Annotated in this window: 15 protein-coding genes; 8 read left to right on the forward strand and 7 right to left on the reverse strand. The window is 52.8% G+C overall.

What is annotated here, in order from left to right:
- Positions 1-80: 80 nt before the first annotated feature.
- The 5 genes from cysP (at position 81) to cysM (ending at position 4,924) form a co-directional block, all read left to right on the forward strand.
- Positions 81-1,097: a thiosulfate/sulfate ABC transporter substrate-binding protein CysP gene (gene cysP / locus FDX24_RS13905; RefSeq protein WP_137364488.1), complete on the forward strand. Its 1,017-nt coding sequence runs from the start codon at positions 81-83 to the stop codon at positions 1,095-1,097.
- Positions 1,098-1,931: a sulfate/thiosulfate ABC transporter permease CysT gene (cysT, locus tag FDX24_RS13910; RefSeq protein ID WP_003038061.1), complete on the forward strand. Its 834-nt coding sequence runs from the start codon at positions 1,098-1,100 to the stop codon at positions 1,929-1,931.
- On the forward strand, positions 1,931-2,806 hold the full coding sequence (cysW, locus tag FDX24_RS13915; RefSeq protein ID WP_115601694.1) for a sulfate/thiosulfate ABC transporter permease CysW: 876 nt from the start codon (positions 1,931-1,933) through the stop codon (positions 2,804-2,806). The genes cysT and cysW overlap by 1 nt, the downstream gene beginning before the upstream one ends.
- Positions 2,796-3,893: a sulfate/thiosulfate ABC transporter ATP-binding protein CysA gene (gene cysA / locus FDX24_RS13920; protein ID WP_003038066.1), complete on the forward strand. Its 1,098-nt coding sequence runs from the start codon at positions 2,796-2,798 to the stop codon at positions 3,891-3,893. The genes cysW and cysA overlap by 11 nt, the downstream gene beginning before the upstream one ends.
- A 119-nt stretch (positions 3,894-4,012) precedes the next feature.
- The gene (gene cysM / locus FDX24_RS13925) at positions 4,013-4,924 is read left to right on the forward strand and encodes a cysteine synthase CysM (protein ID WP_137364489.1); all 912 of its coding nucleotides are present in this window, start codon (positions 4,013-4,015) and stop codon (positions 4,922-4,924) included.
- 91 nt (positions 4,925-5,015) lie between these two features.
- Here the strand turns inward: cysM and FDX24_RS13930 are convergent, their stop codons facing one another.
- Together FDX24_RS13930 and ptsJ are read right to left on the reverse strand one after the other, a co-directional pair.
- Positions 5,016-5,732, reverse strand: coding sequence for a type 1 glutamine amidotransferase (locus tag FDX24_RS13930; protein ID WP_061068302.1), 717 nt, complete (start codon positions 5,730-5,732; stop codon positions 5,016-5,018).
- A 13-nt stretch (positions 5,733-5,745) separates the two neighbouring features.
- Positions 5,746-7,038, reverse strand: a complete 1,293-nt coding sequence (ptsJ, locus tag FDX24_RS13935; RefSeq protein WP_137364490.1) for a transcriptional regulator PtsJ — start codon at positions 7,036-7,038, stop codon at positions 5,746-5,748.
- An 82-nt stretch (positions 7,039-7,120) separates the two neighbouring features.
- On the opposite strand from ptsJ, the gene pdxK reads away from it, so the two are divergent.
- Complete coding sequence (gene pdxK / locus FDX24_RS13940) at positions 7,121-7,987, forward strand: pyridoxine/pyridoxal/pyridoxamine kinase (RefSeq protein WP_137364491.1); 867 nt, start codon at positions 7,121-7,123, stop codon at positions 7,985-7,987.
- Positions 7,984-8,223 carry a cytoplasmic protein gene (locus FDX24_RS13945; RefSeq protein WP_101742264.1) on the forward strand — a complete coding sequence of 80 codons (240 nt, stop codon included), beginning with the start codon at positions 7,984-7,986 and terminating at the stop codon, positions 8,221-8,223. The genes pdxK and FDX24_RS13945 overlap by 4 nt, the downstream gene beginning before the upstream one ends.
- A gap of 61 nt (positions 8,224-8,284) precedes the next feature.
- Here the strand turns inward: FDX24_RS13945 and crr are convergent, their stop codons facing one another.
- The 5 genes from crr to cysZ all read right to left on the reverse strand — a co-directional run bounded on the left by crr (position 8,285) and on the right by cysZ (position 13,145).
- Positions 8,285-8,794 carry a PTS glucose transporter subunit IIA gene (gene crr, locus FDX24_RS13950; RefSeq protein ID WP_000522253.1) on the reverse strand — a complete coding sequence of 170 codons (510 nt, stop codon included), beginning with the start codon at positions 8,792-8,794 and terminating at the stop codon, positions 8,285-8,287.
- Between the two features lie 40 nt (positions 8,795-8,834).
- The gene (ptsI, locus tag FDX24_RS13955) at positions 8,835-10,562 is read right to left on the reverse strand and encodes a phosphoenolpyruvate-protein phosphotransferase PtsI (protein WP_005121951.1); all 1,728 of its coding nucleotides are present in this window, start codon (positions 10,560-10,562) and stop codon (positions 8,835-8,837) included.
- A gap of 45 nt (positions 10,563-10,607) precedes the next feature.
- Positions 10,608-10,865, reverse strand: coding sequence for a phosphocarrier protein Hpr (gene ptsH, locus FDX24_RS13960; RefSeq protein ID WP_002913505.1), 258 nt, complete (start codon positions 10,863-10,865; stop codon positions 10,608-10,610).
- Between the two features lie 383 nt (positions 10,866-11,248).
- Complete coding sequence (gene cysK / locus FDX24_RS13965) at positions 11,249-12,220, reverse strand: cysteine synthase A (protein WP_137364492.1); 972 nt, start codon at positions 12,218-12,220, stop codon at positions 11,249-11,251.
- Positions 12,221-12,383: 163 nt separating this feature from the next.
- The gene (gene cysZ / locus FDX24_RS13970) at positions 12,384-13,145 is read right to left on the reverse strand and encodes a sulfate transporter CysZ (protein ID WP_086523404.1); all 762 of its coding nucleotides are present in this window, start codon (positions 13,143-13,145) and stop codon (positions 12,384-12,386) included.
- 230 nt (positions 13,146-13,375) lie between these two features.
- Here cysZ and zipA point away from each other — a divergent pair, with 230 nt between their 5' ends.
- Positions 13,376-14,380 (forward strand): cell division protein ZipA, encoded by a 1,005-nt coding sequence (zipA, locus tag FDX24_RS13975; protein WP_121584870.1) that lies wholly within the window; start codon positions 13,376-13,378, stop codon positions 14,378-14,380.
- Positions 14,381-14,422: the final 42 nt, after the last annotated feature.

Genomic DNA, 14,422 nt, shown 5'->3' on the forward strand with positions numbered 1-14,422 from the left:
TATATAAAACCGTTACTCCTTTAGTGCCGGTTATAAATATGATGACCATAAGAAAGTCATTAAATTTATAAGGGTGCGCAATGGCCGTTAACTTACTGAAAAAAAGAACTCTGACGCTGGCGGCGCTGCTGTTGCTGGTGGGTCAGGCGCAGGCAACAGAACTGTTGAACAGTTCATACGATGTGTCTCGCGAGCTGTTTGCCGCCCTTAATCCGCCGTTTGAACAGCAATGGGCGAAGGATAACGGCGGTGACAAACTGACGATAAAACAATCTCATGCCGGGTCATCAAAACAGGCGCTGGCGATTCTGCAAGGGCTGAAAGCCGATGTGGTAACCTATAACCAGGTCACCGATGTACAGATCCTGCACGACAAAGGCAAGCTGATCCCGGCCGACTGGCAAAGCCGCCTGCCGAATAACAGTTCACCGTTCTATTCCACAATGGGATTCCTGGTGCGTAAAGGAAACCCTAAAAATATTCACGACTGGAATGACCTTGTTCGTTCTGACGTCAAGCTTATCTTCCCGAACCCGAAAACGTCCGGGAATGCGCGCTACACCTATTTAGCGGCGTGGGGCGCTGCGGATAAAGCAGACGGCGGCGATAAAGCCAAAACCGAACAGTTTATGACCCAGTTCCTGCAAAACGTCGAAGTGTTTGATACCGGCGGCCGCGGCGCAACCACCACTTTTGCCGAGCGTGGGCTCGGTGACGTATTGATCAGCTTCGAGTCAGAAGTGAATAACATTCGCAAGCAGTATGAAGCGCAGGGTTTTGAGGTTGTTATTCCGAAAACCAATATTCTTGCCGAGTTCCCGGTTGCCTGGGTAGATAAGAATGTGCAGGCCAACGGGACAGAGAAAGCGGCTAAAGCGTATCTGAACTGGCTGTACAGCCCGCAGGCGCAAACCATCATCACCGACTATTACTACCGTGTGAATAACCCCCAGGTGATGGACAAGCTGCAAGATAAATTCCCGCAGACTGAATTGTTCCGCGTAGAAGACAAGTTTGGTTCGTGGCCTGAAGTGATGAAAACACACTTTGTCAGCGGTGGAGAGCTGGACAAACTGCTGGCGGCGGGGCGTAAGTAAATGTTTGCTGTTTCTTCCCGACGCGTGCTGCCCGGCTTCACTTTGAGCCTGGGCACAAGCTTACTGTTTGTCTGCCTGATATTGCTCCTGCCGCTTAGCGCGCTGGTGATGCAACTGGCGCAGATGAGCTGGGCGCAATACTGGGATGTGATTACCAATCCGCAGGTGGTAGCGGCTTATAAAGTGACGCTGCTGTCGGCGTTTGTGGCGTCGATTTTTAACGGCGTGTTTGGTCTGTTAATGGCGTGGATCTTAACCCGCTATCGTTTTCCGGGCCGCACGCTGCTGGATGCGCTGATGGACCTGCCATTTGCGCTGCCTACGGCGGTAGCGGGTCTGACGCTGGCGTCGCTGTTTTCGGTTAATGGCTTCTACGGCGAGTGGCTGGCGAAGCTGGATATCAAGGTGACCTACACCTGGCTTGGTATCGCGGTGGCGATGGCGTTTACCAGCATTCCGTTTGTGGTACGTACCGTACAGCCGGTGCTGGAAGAGTTAGGTCCGGAGTATGAAGAAGCGGCGGAAACGCTGGGGGCTACGCGTTGGCAGAGTTTTCGTAAAGTGGTGCTGCCGGAGTTGTCTCCCGCGCTGGTGGCGGGCGTTGCGCTCTCGTTTACCCGAAGCCTCGGTGAGTTTGGCGCGGTTATTTTTATCGCCGGGAATATCGCGTGGAAAACGGAAGTCACCTCGCTGATGATTTTTGTTCGCTTGCAGGAGTTTGACTACCCGGCCGCCAGTGCGATTGCGTCAGTAATCCTTGGGGCTTCGTTGTTGCTGCTGTTTTCGATTAACACCCTGCAGAGTCGCTTTGGTCGACGCGTGGTAGGTCACTGATGGCAGAGATTACCCAATTGAAACACTATGGGGCGCCCCGAATTAACTGGGGTAAATGGTTTCTGATCGGCACTGGCATGCTGGTGTCCGCATTTATTTTGCTGGTGCCGATGATTTACATCTTCGTGCAGGCGTTCAGCAAGGGATTAATGCCGGTATTACAGAACCTGGCCGACCCGGACATGCTGCACGCTATCTGGCTGACGGTGCTGATTGCGCTGATTGCAGTACCGGTGAACCTGGTGTTTGGCGTATTGCTGGCCTGGCTGGTGACCCGCTTTAACTTCCCAGGACGCCAGCTGTTGCTGACCTTACTGGACATTCCGTTTGCCGTCTCGCCGGTGGTCGCCGGTCTGGTGTATCTGCTGTTTTACGGCTCTAACGGTCCGCTGGGTGGATGGCTGGATGAACACAATCTGCAAATTATGTTTGCCTGGCCGGGAATGGTGCTGGTCACAGTGTTCGTCACCTGTCCGTTTGTGGTGCGTGAACTGGTGCCGGTTATGTTAAGCCAGGGCAGCAATGAAGACGAAGCGGCGGTTCTGCTTGGCGCATCCGGCTGGCAAATGTTCCGCCGCGTGACGCTGCCGAATATCCGTTGGGCGTTGCTGTATGGCGTAGTGCTGACGAATGCCCGCGCGATTGGCGAGTTTGGCGCGGTATCGGTGGTTTCCGGCTCGATTCGCGGCGAAACCCTATCGCTACCGCTACAAATTGAATTACTGGAGCAGGACTACAACACGGTCGGCTCCTTTACCGCTGCAGCGCTGTTAACGCTGATGGCGATTATTACCCTGTTTTTGAAGAGCATGTTGCAATGGCGTCTGGAGAACCAGGAGAAACGCGCGCAGCAGGAGGAAAATCATGAGCATTGAGATTGCCAATATTAAGAAGTCTTTTGGTCGCACCCAGGTGCTGAACGATATCTCGCTGGATATTCCTTCAGGTCAGATGGTCGCGCTGCTGGGGCCATCCGGTTCGGGCAAAACCACGCTGCTGCGAATTATTGCCGGGCTGGAACATCAGTCCAGCGGACATATCCGTTTTCATGGCACCGACGTCAGCCGTTTGCATGCTCGCGACCGTAAAGTGGGATTCGTATTCCAGCACTATGCGCTGTTTCGCCATATGACCGTTTTCGACAATATCGCCTTTGGCCTGACGGTTTTGCCACGGCGGGAGCGTCCGAATGCGGCGGCCATCAAAGCGAAAGTCACCAAATTGTTGGAGATGGTGCAGCTTGCCCATCTGGCGGATCGCTTTCCGGCGCAACTTTCCGGTGGACAAAAACAGCGAGTGGCGTTGGCACGAGCGTTAGCGGTGGAACCGCAGATCCTGCTGCTCGATGAGCCGTTTGGCGCGCTCGATGCGCAGGTGCGTAAAGAGCTGCGTCGTTGGCTGCGTCAGTTGCATGAAGAGCTGAAGTTCACCAGCGTGTTTGTTACCCACGACCAGGAAGAAGCGACGGAAGTTGCCGATCGCGTGGTGGTGATGAGTCAGGGTCATATCGAACAAGCCGATGCGCCCGATCAGGTATGGCGCGAACCGGCTACCCGTTTTGTCCTGGAATTTATGGGCGAGGTTAACCGCCTACAAGGAACGATTCGCGGTGGACAATTCCACGTGGGCGCACACCGCTGGCCACTGGGTTATACGCCTGGTTATCAGGGACCGGTGGATCTGTTCCTGCGTCCGTGGGAAGTGGACGTGAGTCGTCGTACCAGCCTGGATTCGCCGTTGCCGGTACAGGTACTGGAAGCCAGCCCGAAAGGACACTACACCCAATTAGTTGTGCAACCGCTGGGGTGGTATAACGAACCGCTGACGGTCATCATGCAGGGCGATGATTCCCCAAGCCGCGGCGAGCGGCTGTTTGTCGGGCTGCAAAATGCGCGTCTGTATAACGGTGACCAGCGTATTGAAACGCGTGAAGAGGAACTTGCTCTGGCGCAAAGTGCCTGATAGGTTAAAAAGTATGTTTATCGCCCGGTGGCGCTATGCTTACCGGGCCTACCGCATATGCCGTGATTTTGTAGGGCGGGTAAGCGTAGCGCCACCCGGCTTTTTATTGGACAGCACTCATGAACACATTAGAACAAACAATTGGCAATACGCCTCTGGTGAAATTACAACGTCTGACGCCGGATAACGGTAGTGAAATTTGGGTTAAGCTGGAAGGCAATAATCCCGCGGGTTCGGTGAAAGACCGGGCCGCGCTGTCGATGATCGTCGAAGCGGAAAAACGTGGAGAAATTAAGCCTGGTGATGTGTTGATCGAGGCAACCAGCGGTAATACCGGGATTGCGCTGGCGATGATCGCCGCGCTGAAAGGCTATCGCATGAAGCTGCTGATGCCAGACAACATGAGTCAGGAACGCCGTGCGGCGATGCGGGCTTACGGGGCTGAACTGATACTGGTGACCAAAGAGCAGGGAGTGGAAGGGGCGCGCGATTTAGCGCTGGAAATGGCACAACGTGGCGAAGGTAAGTTGCTCGATCAGTTTAACAATCCTGATAACCCGTATGCGCATTACACCACAACCGGCCCGGAAATCTGGCAGCAAACGTCCGGACGTATTACCCATTTTGTCTCCAGCATGGGCACGACCGGCACCATTACCGGCGTATCTCGTTTTCTGCGCGAGCAGGAAAAACCGGTTACCATCGTTGGCCTGCAGCCGGAAGAGGGCAGCAGTATTCCGGGGATTCGTCGTTGGCCTGCGGAGTATATGCCGGGCATTTTTAACGCCTCGCTGGTGGATGAGGTGCTGGATATTCATCAGAATGATGCAGAAAACACCATGCGCGCGCTGGCGGTGAAAGAGGGGGTGTTTTGCGGCGTCAGTTCCGGCGGCGCGGTAGCCGGAGCGATTCGCGTGGCCGAACAAAATCCGGGAGCGGTGGTGGTGGCGATCATCTGCGATCGCGGCGATCGCTACCTTTCGACCGGCGTGTTTGGCGAAGAGCACTTTAACCAGGGATCAGGGATTTAGTTTGTAGGCCTGATAAGCATAGCGCCATCAGGCAAACGTACGGCACGATCGCCGGATGACGACGTAAAGCGTCTTATCCGGCCTGCCATAATCAATCGTTACGTTTTTCCACCAGCTTATCAAGGAATTGCCACAGCTTCTCATTCATCTGCTGATAATCCCATGCGCGCATCTCTTCAACAGAACGGATGAAACGCTTCCCTTTGGCTTCGGCTAACTCCTGCTCAGAGTGCTGAATTAATCCTTCAACCGCTTCGGCGGTAAATTCCATATGACACTGAAAACCATAGACAAAATTACCGTATTGCACGATTTGTCGTGGGCACCCCTCGCTTGTGGCAAGAATTGTCGCCTGGTCGGTTAATCCCGGCATATCGTTGTGCCAGTGACCGACCATCAGCGGCGATCCAAAGTGGGCGATCAGCGGGTGCGCTTTACCTGCTTCAGTCAGTGTAATGGGAAAATGACCAATCTCTTTTTCCGGGCTTTGACATACTTTCGCGCCCAGCGCTTCGCCAATGAGCTGTGAACCTAAGCAGATCCCCACCACAATTTTGCGTGCCGCAATCGCCTGATTGATCAGATGCTGCTCGGCCTGAGAATCAAAGTACGGGCACTCTGCTAGCGTGGTGCGTGGAGACTGCGGACCGCCAAAGACGACCAGCATATCGAAGCCATCGGCATTGGCGGGAACCGATTCTCCGGCGTAAACCCGTGACCAGCTGATGGTATAGCCACGTGATTCGGCCCACGGCAGATACGCGCCAGCAGATTCAAAAGACTCATGAATAACAAAATGAACTCGCACTTTTTCTCTCCTGTTAGCGCTTTTGCGCCTGATGAATATCAGCCGCCAGCTTATGAATATCGTTGTCGTTTAAGGTCGACAGCGTAATGCGCAGACCGTGCGATGGTGTATTCACACCAAATACCTCGCCTTCGCGTACCAGCCAACCGGATTTTGCCAGGGCAAAAGCAAGTGATTGACTGTGGTGCGCCAGAGGCAGCCACAGATTCAGACCATCAGCGACGGGCAGATCAATGCCATATCCTCTGAGAGCGGTGGCCAGTTTTTGCTGCTGTGTTGCGTAAAACTGCTGAGTCTGCACCAGCTTATGTCGATACTCTTCGTCGCTCAGGCAGGCGCAGGCTAAATCCTGAAGCAGATGGCTGACCCACTGGCTACCGGAGTTGAGTCGTAACCGCAGTTTCGCTGAAGTGACCGGATCGCTGGCCACAATGGCCAGGCGTAAGTCCGGACCTAATGTTTTCGACATTGAACGGACGACTGCCCAGTGCGTGGTTTCCTTCGCAATCACCGGATACCAGTGGCAAGCAGATAGCAGCGCAAAGTGGTCGTCGACGATCACCAGCGTCTGCGGATAGCGGGCCAGAATTTCCTGCAATTGCGCCGCGCGTGAGGCGCTCAGGCTGCATCCCGTTGGGTTGTGAGCCCGCGGCGTCAGGATCACCGCCCGCGCACCTCTTTGTAACGCAGCCTCCAGCATGTCGGGTTGCATGCCTTCGTTGTCTACGGTGACCGGGCTCGCTGAGAATCCCGCATAACGCAACATATTGATGCTACTTAAAAAGCAGGGATCTTCTACCGCGACGCTATCGCCCGGCAATAAATGGGCGCACAGTAGCCGTTCAATGGCATCAATAGCACCGCTGGTGATATCAATTTCCCCCACGCCAGGGAGGGCATCCTGCATCCAGCGTGTGGCCCAGGTTTTAAGCTCAGGCGATACGACGGCATCGCCATACAGACGTGGATTCTTATTTATTTGCGCGAAATAACGGCTGAGATCGGGGAGACAAGTCGGCGCAGGGTTACCGCCGGAAAGGTCGGTAAGCGGGGTATCCGGGTTTCCACCTTCCAGCGCAACGGGGGCAGAAATTTCTTTGATCACCGTGCCATTGCGTCCGAGGCTCTGAGCCAGTCCGGAGGTGACAAGGCGTTTATAAGCCGCCGCGACAGTATTACGGTTAACGTTCAATGCTGTTGCCAGTTCACGCACCGGTGGCAACGTTTCTCCTGCTGCCAACGTGCCTGTAGCGACATGTTGACGAATACTGTCAAAAATTTCGTTAGCGGTTTTTCCGTCGATCATTATTGACCTATGACAAAATGAATTTTAGCATATGACGATAATAGTGAGGCGTTAGCCCGCTGTCCAGCGAGAGGAGAGATTTATGGAGCAGGGGAGTGATATTCAGTCAGTGCTCTTCGACGACAAGCATCGGGCGTTACAAACCGATATCGTCGCCGTCCAGTCACAGGTGGTGTATGGCAGCGTAGGCAACAGTATCGCCGTCCCAGCCATCAAAGCGCAGGGATTACGCGTCACCGCGATCCCAACGGTGCTGTTCAGTAATACACCGCATTATGAGACCTTTTATGGTGGTGTTATCCCGGCCGACTGGTTTAGCGGCTATCTTCGCGCCTTAAATGAGCGCGATGCGTTACGTGAGCTAAAAGCGGTGACCACGGGGTATATGGGCAGTGCGGAACAAATCGCTCTGTTGGCACAGTGGCTGGAGACCGTTCGGGCTACCCACCCGGATCTGTGTATTCTGGTTGATCCGGTGATTGGCGATACGGACAGCGGCATGTACGTAAAGGCCGAAATACCGCAGGCGTATCGCAAACATCTGCTACCGCTGGCACAGGGACTGACGCCAAACGTGTTTGAGCTGCAGATATTGAGCGGTAAACCGTGTCGCACGCTGGATGAAGCGATATCGGCAGCCAAATCGCTGCTCACTGATACGCTGAAATGGGTGGTGATCACCAGCGCACCGGGAGAAACCGAGGAGGTCATTCAGGTTGCCGTTGTGACAGCTGAAACGGTTGAGGTGCTAGCCCATTCGCGGGTGAAAACGGACCTGAAGGGCACCGGCGATCTGTTCTGCGCTGAACTGGTGAGCGGTATCGTGCTGGGGAAACCACTCACTGCTGCCACGCATGACGCTGCACAGCGCGTACTGGAAGTGATGACGTGGACGCACCAGTGCTGTTGTGATGAATTAATTCTGCCACCGGCAGGGGAGTCGCGATGAAGAGTTACCGGCTGGTGGTTCGCCAGAATGGGCGTATGGTTGGACATTTTGACACCAGCGGGAAAGAAGCGCTGGAAGATATCTGCGTGGCGCGGGCCATGTTTGGCATTGCGGGTGGTTACGACTGTGAGTTGTTGGTGGCGGATTCGGAACGACGGATGCTGGAAAGCGGGCCGGAGGGCATGAAAATCCTGATGCGCGAAGCGTATTATCGACCGATGACCGCGCACATTTAATGGCGGATGAAGTGTATAAAAAAATGGCGCCAATCGGCGCCATTTTTCTCTGCGGCAAGAATTACTTCTTGATGCGGATAACCGGGGTTTCACCCACGGTCACGCTACCGGACAGTTTGATCAGTTCTTTGATTTCGTCCATGTTGGAGATAACAACCGGAGTCAGGGTAGACTTGGCTTTTTCTTCCAGCAGCGGCAGATCGAATTCAATAACCGGGTCGCCCACTTTCACGCGCTGACCTTCTTCAGCGATACGCTTGAAACCTTCGCCTTTCAGTTCAACGGTATCAATACCGAAGTGAACAAACAGCTCAATGCCGCTATCAGATTCGATAGAGAACGCATGGTTAGTTTCAAAGATTTTGCCGATGGTGCCATCTACAGGAGCAACCATTTTGTTACCGGTTGGTTTGATAGCAATACCATCACCAACGATTTTTTCAGCAAAAACTACATCCGGCACGTCTTCGATGTTGACGATCTCGCCAGAGAGCGGAGCAACAATCTCAATAGTTCCGGTGTCTTTCTTATCATCAGAAACCAGAGATTTCAGTTTATCGAACAAACCCATGATCTTCTCCTAAGCAGTAAATTGGGCCGCATCTCGTGGATTAGCAGATTGTTTTTTCTTCAATGAACTTGTTAACCAGCGTCATTAACTCGTCCGTTGTCGGTTGAGCAAGAGCCTGCTCTGCTAACACCTTCGCATCTTCGAAGTTCGTGTTACGGATAATCTTCTTAATGCGCGGGATAGAAATGGCGCTCATAGAGAATTCGTCCAGACCCATCCCCAGCAACAGAAGTGTAGCACGTTCGTCGCCTGCAAGCTCACCACACATGCCGGTCCATTTGCCTTCAGCATGAGAAGCATCAATAACTTGCTTGATCAGCGTCAGAACAGATGGCGACATCGGTTGGTAAAGGTGTGAAATCATATCATTACCACGGTCAACTGCCAGGGTGTACTGCGTTAAATCATTGGTACCGATACTAAAGAAATCAACTTCTTTGGCTAAATGACGCGCAATGGTTGCCGCAGCCGGTGTTTCCACCATCACGCCAATCTCAATGCTTTCGTCGAATGCTTTACCTTCGTCGCGCAGTTCCTGTTTGTAGATTTCGATCTCTTTGCGCAGTGCGCGCACTTCTTCAACAGAGATAATCATCGGGAACATGATGCGCAGTTTGCCGAAAGCAGAGGCACGCAGAATAGCGCGAACCTGGTCACGCAGGATCTCTTTACGATCCATCGCGATACGCACGGCACGCCAGCCCAGGAACGGGTTCTCTTCTTTCGGGAAATTCATGTACGGCAGTTCTTTATCGCCGCCAATGTCCATGGTACGGACGATAACCGCCTGAGAGCCACACGCTTCAGCAACGGCTTTATACGCAGCAAACTGTTCTTCTTCAGTTGGCAGCGATTCACGGTCCATGAACAGGAATTCGGTACGATACAGACCCACGCCTTCAGCGCCATTACGCTCAGCGCCTTCAACGTCACGAACGGTACCAATGTTGGCACACACTTCAACCTGATGTCCGTCCAGCGTGATAGCCGGCAGATCTTTCAGCTTAGCGAGTTCCGCTTTCTCGGTAGCAACCTGCTCCTGAACGGCACGCAGTTGTTCGATAACGTCGTTAGTTGGGTTGACGTAAACCTGATTGTTTACGGCATCCAGAATCAGATAGTCGTCGTTTTTCACCTGAGAGGTGACGCTACCCGTACCGACGATGGCAGGCAGTTCCAAAGAACGCGCCATGATTGAGGTATGAGAGGTACGTCCACCTGCATCAGTGATGAAACCCAGCACCTTCTCGAGGTTCAGCTGTGCAGTTTCTGACGGGGTCAAGTCAGCGGCAACCAGGATAACTTCCTCCTGGATAGCGCTCAGGTCGATAATTGCCAGACCCAGGATGTTACGCAGCAGGCGTTTACCGATGTCACGTACGTCAGCCGCACGTTCTTTCAGGTATTCATCATCCAGCTCTTCCAGGGCTGTGGCCTGACCTTCGATAATCTCATGCGCAGCGGCGTCAGCCGTCATGTGCTTATCTTTAATCAGGGCTATGATTTCCTGCTCCAGCTCCTCATCTTCGAGCAGCATAATATGCCCTTCAAAGATGGCTTCTTTTTCTTCACCGAATGTTTCACCAGCTTTGGTTTTGATCGCTTCCAGTTGCGCAGATGCCTTGGCACGACCGCTCAGAAAACGTTCAACTTCCTGATCAACCTTGTCGGCAGAAATTTTTTTCCGGTCAATGACGATTTCGTCTTCTTTCAGCAGCAGTGCCTTGCCGAAAGCGATACCCGGGGATGCTAAAATGCCTGAAATCATAACCCTACCTTACTTGTGACTGATATTTAAAAGAACTCGTTGAACTTACTCGAGTTCAGCCATCAGTTTAACCAGATGCTCAACTGCTTTCTGCTCGTCTTCGCCTTCTGCGGAAAGGGTAACAACGGTGCCCTGAGTCAGGCCCAGAGTCTGCAGCTTAAACAGGCTTTTTGCGCTAGCGCTTTTGCCGTTGGAAGTCACAGTGATTTCAGACGTAAAGCCTTTTGCTTCTTTAACAAATTGAGCAGCAGGGCGAGTATGCAGACCGTTCGGAGCGGTAATGGTAACTTCTTGCTGGAACATTATATTTCCCCAACTTATAGGTTTAGTGTTGTGGAACTAAAGTCTAGCCTGGCGGTTCAACTTTAGCCTGTATTGTTAGCGTCGACGTAAACAGGACGCGACACAAAAGGAGTTCGGTGCAATCCGTTGCTGGCAACTTCTTGCCGCTGACGTTTCGTTCGTCATTAAACATTATGCCGCGAAAGGAAGAGTTGAACCAAATCATAAAATCGATTCAGCTAGCGCTTTTCCTGTAACGATTAATTTCGCGCATCAAAATAATTAGTTTGGTTAAATACCAGTTCCGGCGGGCTGAATCAATGCCAGGTGGGTTGAAACTTTGAAGCAGGCCACAAAAAAGCACCCAAAAGGGTGCTTTTTTACGCGTTTTTAACATGCTGGCATTACTGTTGCAGTTCTTTCTCAGTGAAGAGATCGGCAAACAGTGCTGTGCTCAGATAACGCTCACCCGATGACGGTAGAATAACCACTATATTCTTATTGGTAAAGGCTTCATCTTCCTGCAGCTTAAGCGCGGCAGCAACGGCAGCACCTGAAGAGATACCTGCCAGAATACCTTCTTCTTCCATCAGGCGACGCGCAGTAGAGATTGCTTCATCATTGGTGATGGCGACGACTTTATCGATAAGTTTCAGATCAAGGTTGCCTGGAATGAAGCCTGCACCGATGCCCTGAATTTTATGTGGACCTGGTTTAAGTTCTTCACCCGCCAGCGCCTGGGCGATAACCGGAGAGTCTGTCGGCTCAACGGCAACGGTGATGAGGTCCGTTTTGCCCTTGGTCCCTTTAATGTAGCGAGTCACCCCGGTCAGCGTACCGCCGGTACCTACGCCAGAGATAAACACATCAACCTGACCATCGGTATCTTCCCAGATTTCCGGGCCGGTAGTTTTCTCGTGGATTTCCGGGTTAGCCGGGTTGCTGAATTGCTGAAGCAGCAGGAATTTTTCTGGGTCGCTGGCAACAATCTCTTCTGCCTTTTGAATCGCGCCCTTCATGCCTTTCGCGCCTTCGGTCAGCACCAGGTTTGCACCCAATGCCTTCAGCAACTTGCGACGCTCAATGCTCATGGTTTCTGGCATCGTCAGGGTGAGTTTGTAACCACGGGCGGCAGCAACGTAGGCCAGTGCGATCCCGGTGTTGCCGCTGGTTGGTTCGACCAACTCAACGCCCGGCTTCAGTACACCACGTTTTTCGGCATCCCAAATCATATTGGCACCGATACGGCATTTGACGCTGAAGCTCGGGTTACGTGACTCCACCTTCGCCAGAATGCGTCCGTTACCGATACGGTTCAGTCGAACCAGCGGCGTATGACCGATAGTCAGCGAGTTGTCTTCAAAAATCTTACTCATGGCCTGTCCTTAACTGTATGAAATTGGGATACCGCTTCAGCATACCTGTTGAGAAAGTATGGGGAAGTAAGGATTTAGCATATCTATATTCAGAAAGGAAATATTCGACGTCAGTATGGAATAAGGGACGGCATAAGCCCCCCCTGTTTTACACATTTTTGCATTACTTCCATAACGCGTGTTTAGCACGATAGCAGTCTACCCACATCGCCGTGGCACCACAAACCGCAACCGGCATGATGAACAGATTGAGCACCGGGATCATCGTAAACAGACTGGTTAGCGCACCGAACTGCATGTTGGTGACTTTGCGTGTGCGCAGGGCGATACGCATCTCTTTAAAGGGCACTTTGTGGTTGTCGAACGGATAATCACAATATTGAATAGCCAGCATCCACGCACTGAACAGGAACCACAGTACCGGGGCAACGGTCTGCCCCACGCCGGGGATAAAATAGAGGAGCAGTAACACAAAGGCGCGCGGGAGATACCACGCCAGCTTTTGCCATTCGCGCTTCATAATACGGGGCACATCTTTCATGATGCCAAGAACGCCAGTGTCAGGCGGTGTTGCACCTGTCAGGCGGGCTTCGAGTTGTTCCGCCAACAAGCCGTTAAACGGTGCGGCAATCCAGTTGGCGATGGTAGAGAACAGGTAGCCAAACACCAGTAGCACGGAGATCGTGACAATCGGCCATAGCAAATAGCTAAGCCACTGTAGCCAGTTCGGGACGTGGCTCATCAGCGCAGGGATCCAACTGTCCAGTTGCGTAAACAGCCACCAGAATGCGCCGCCCATTAGCAGAATATTCACCAGTAAAGGCAGGATAACAAAGCGACGAATTCCCGGTTGAGTGATGAGTTTCCATCCCTGAGAAAAGTAATAAAAACCGCTGCGAGGTACAACTGCAGATGATGAAACCATGGTCAGGACATACTCCTTGTTATATGAGCTCTGGTAAACTTTGCGTATCTTACCGGGTTGTTGAGCGTTAGGCTGTTCAGAAATGTTCGAAAAAACAGCAAAAAGCACGTTTTTATTCATCTTTATGCCGTGAAAGCCAAGAGTGCACTTGCACTTGGCGTAATCGGCAAATACTCTTAGTGAGTAAATGTTTGCCGTGGTGGCAAGGTGTTAGAACAACAGAGAATATAATGATGCAGGATTTGCGTCTGATATTAATCATTGTTGGCGCGATCGCCATAATCGCTTTACTGGTACATGGTTTCTGGACTAGCCGTAAAGAACGGTCTTCTATATTCCGCGATCGCCCACTGAAACGCATGAAGTCTAAACGTGATGACGAGGATTCCTACGACGACAACGTCGAGGAAGACGAAGGCGTGGGCGAAGTCCGCGTGCATCGTGTGAATCATGCTCCCGGCAGCGCTCAGGAACATGGTGTTCCTCCTCAGTCGCCGCAACACCAGTACCAGCCGCCTTATGCGTCTGCTCAGCCGCGTCAACACGCGCAGCAGCCTGCACAAGCGCCTGTACCGCCGCCGCATGTTCAGCAGCCGCCGCAGCCCGTACAACCGCAGCAGCCGGTGCAACATCAGCCTGTTCAGCAGCAACCTGCGCAGCAGCCGATGCAACATCAGCCCGTTGCGCCGCAGGTTCAGCAGCCCGCGCCACAACCTGCGCCACAGACCTTCCAGCCAGCAGAGCCTGTTGTTGAACAGCAACCGCAGCCTGAACCGGTTGTTGAAGAAGCGCCCGTTGCTGAAAAACCGCAGCGTAAAGAAGCGGTCATCATTATGAACGTTGCGGCGCATCACGGCAGCGAGCTCAACGGTGAAGTGTTGCTCAACAGCATTCAGCAGGCTGGTTTTAAATTTGGCGATATGAATATTTTCCATCGTCATCTCAGCCCGGATGGTAGTGGCCCGTCGCTGTTCAGTCTTGCCAATATGGTTAACCCAGGGACGTTTGACCCTGAGATGACCGGCGATTTCAGCACGCCGGGCGTCACTATCTTTATGCAGGTTCCGTCCTATGGTGACGAGCTGCAAAACTTCAAGCTGATGCTGCAGTCCGCACAGCACATTGCCGATGAAGTGGGCGGTGTGGTGCTCGACGATCAACGTCGTATGATGACGCCGCAGAAACTGCGCGAGTATCAGGACCGCATCCGCGAAGTTAAAGAATCTCACGCCTGATTTTCCTCTGGCGTGACCTCTCCTTTCTGAACCCCCGCCTGT

Origin of the sequence: Citrobacter sp. wls716, from assembly GCF_005280975.1 — a bacterium.
Taxonomy (GTDB): domain Bacteria; phylum Pseudomonadota; class Gammaproteobacteria; order Enterobacterales; family Enterobacteriaceae; genus Citrobacter; species Citrobacter youngae.

Bases quoted from the DNA above. Each gene is read 5' to 3' on its own strand.
- cysP (WP_137364488.1), top strand. From the start codon at position 81: ATGGCCGTTAACTTACTGAAAAAAAGAACTCTGACGCTGGCGGCGCTG.
- ptsH (WP_002913505.1), bottom strand. From the start codon at position 10,865: ATGTTCCAGCAAGAAGTTACCATTACCGCTCCGAACGGTCTGCATACT.
- cysM (WP_137364489.1), top strand. From the start codon at position 4,013: ATGAACACATTAGAACAAACAATTGGCAATACGCCTCTGGTGAAATTA.
- cysZ (WP_086523404.1), bottom strand. From the start codon at position 13,145: ATGGTTTCATCATCTGCAGTTGTACCTCGCAGCGGTTTTTATTACTTT.
- FDX24_RS13945 (WP_101742264.1), top strand. From the start codon at position 7,984: ATGAAGAGTTACCGGCTGGTGGTTCGCCAGAATGGGCGTATGGTTGGA.
- zipA (WP_121584870.1), top strand. From the start codon at position 13,376: ATGATGCAGGATTTGCGTCTGATATTAATCATTGTTGGCGCGATCGCC.
- ptsJ (WP_137364490.1), bottom strand. From the start codon at position 7,038: ATGATCGACGGAAAAACCGCTAACGAAATTTTTGACAGTATTCGTCAA.
- cysT (WP_003038061.1), top strand. From the start codon at position 1,098: ATGTTTGCTGTTTCTTCCCGACGCGTGCTGCCCGGCTTCACTTTGAGC.
- cysW (WP_115601694.1), top strand. From the start codon at position 1,931: ATGGCAGAGATTACCCAATTGAAACACTATGGGGCGCCCCGAATTAAC.
- ptsI (WP_005121951.1), bottom strand. From the start codon at position 10,562: ATGATTTCAGGCATTTTAGCATCCCCGGGTATCGCTTTCGGCAAGGCA.
- cysA (WP_003038066.1), top strand. From the start codon at position 2,796: ATGAGCATTGAGATTGCCAATATTAAGAAGTCTTTTGGTCGCACCCAG.
- crr (WP_000522253.1), bottom strand. From the start codon at position 8,794: ATGGGTTTGTTCGATAAACTGAAATCTCTGGTTTCTGATGATAAGAAA.
- pdxK (WP_137364491.1), top strand. From the start codon at position 7,121: ATGGAGCAGGGGAGTGATATTCAGTCAGTGCTCTTCGACGACAAGCAT.
- cysK (WP_137364492.1), bottom strand. From the start codon at position 12,220: ATGAGTAAGATTTTTGAAGACAACTCGCTGACTATCGGTCATACGCCG.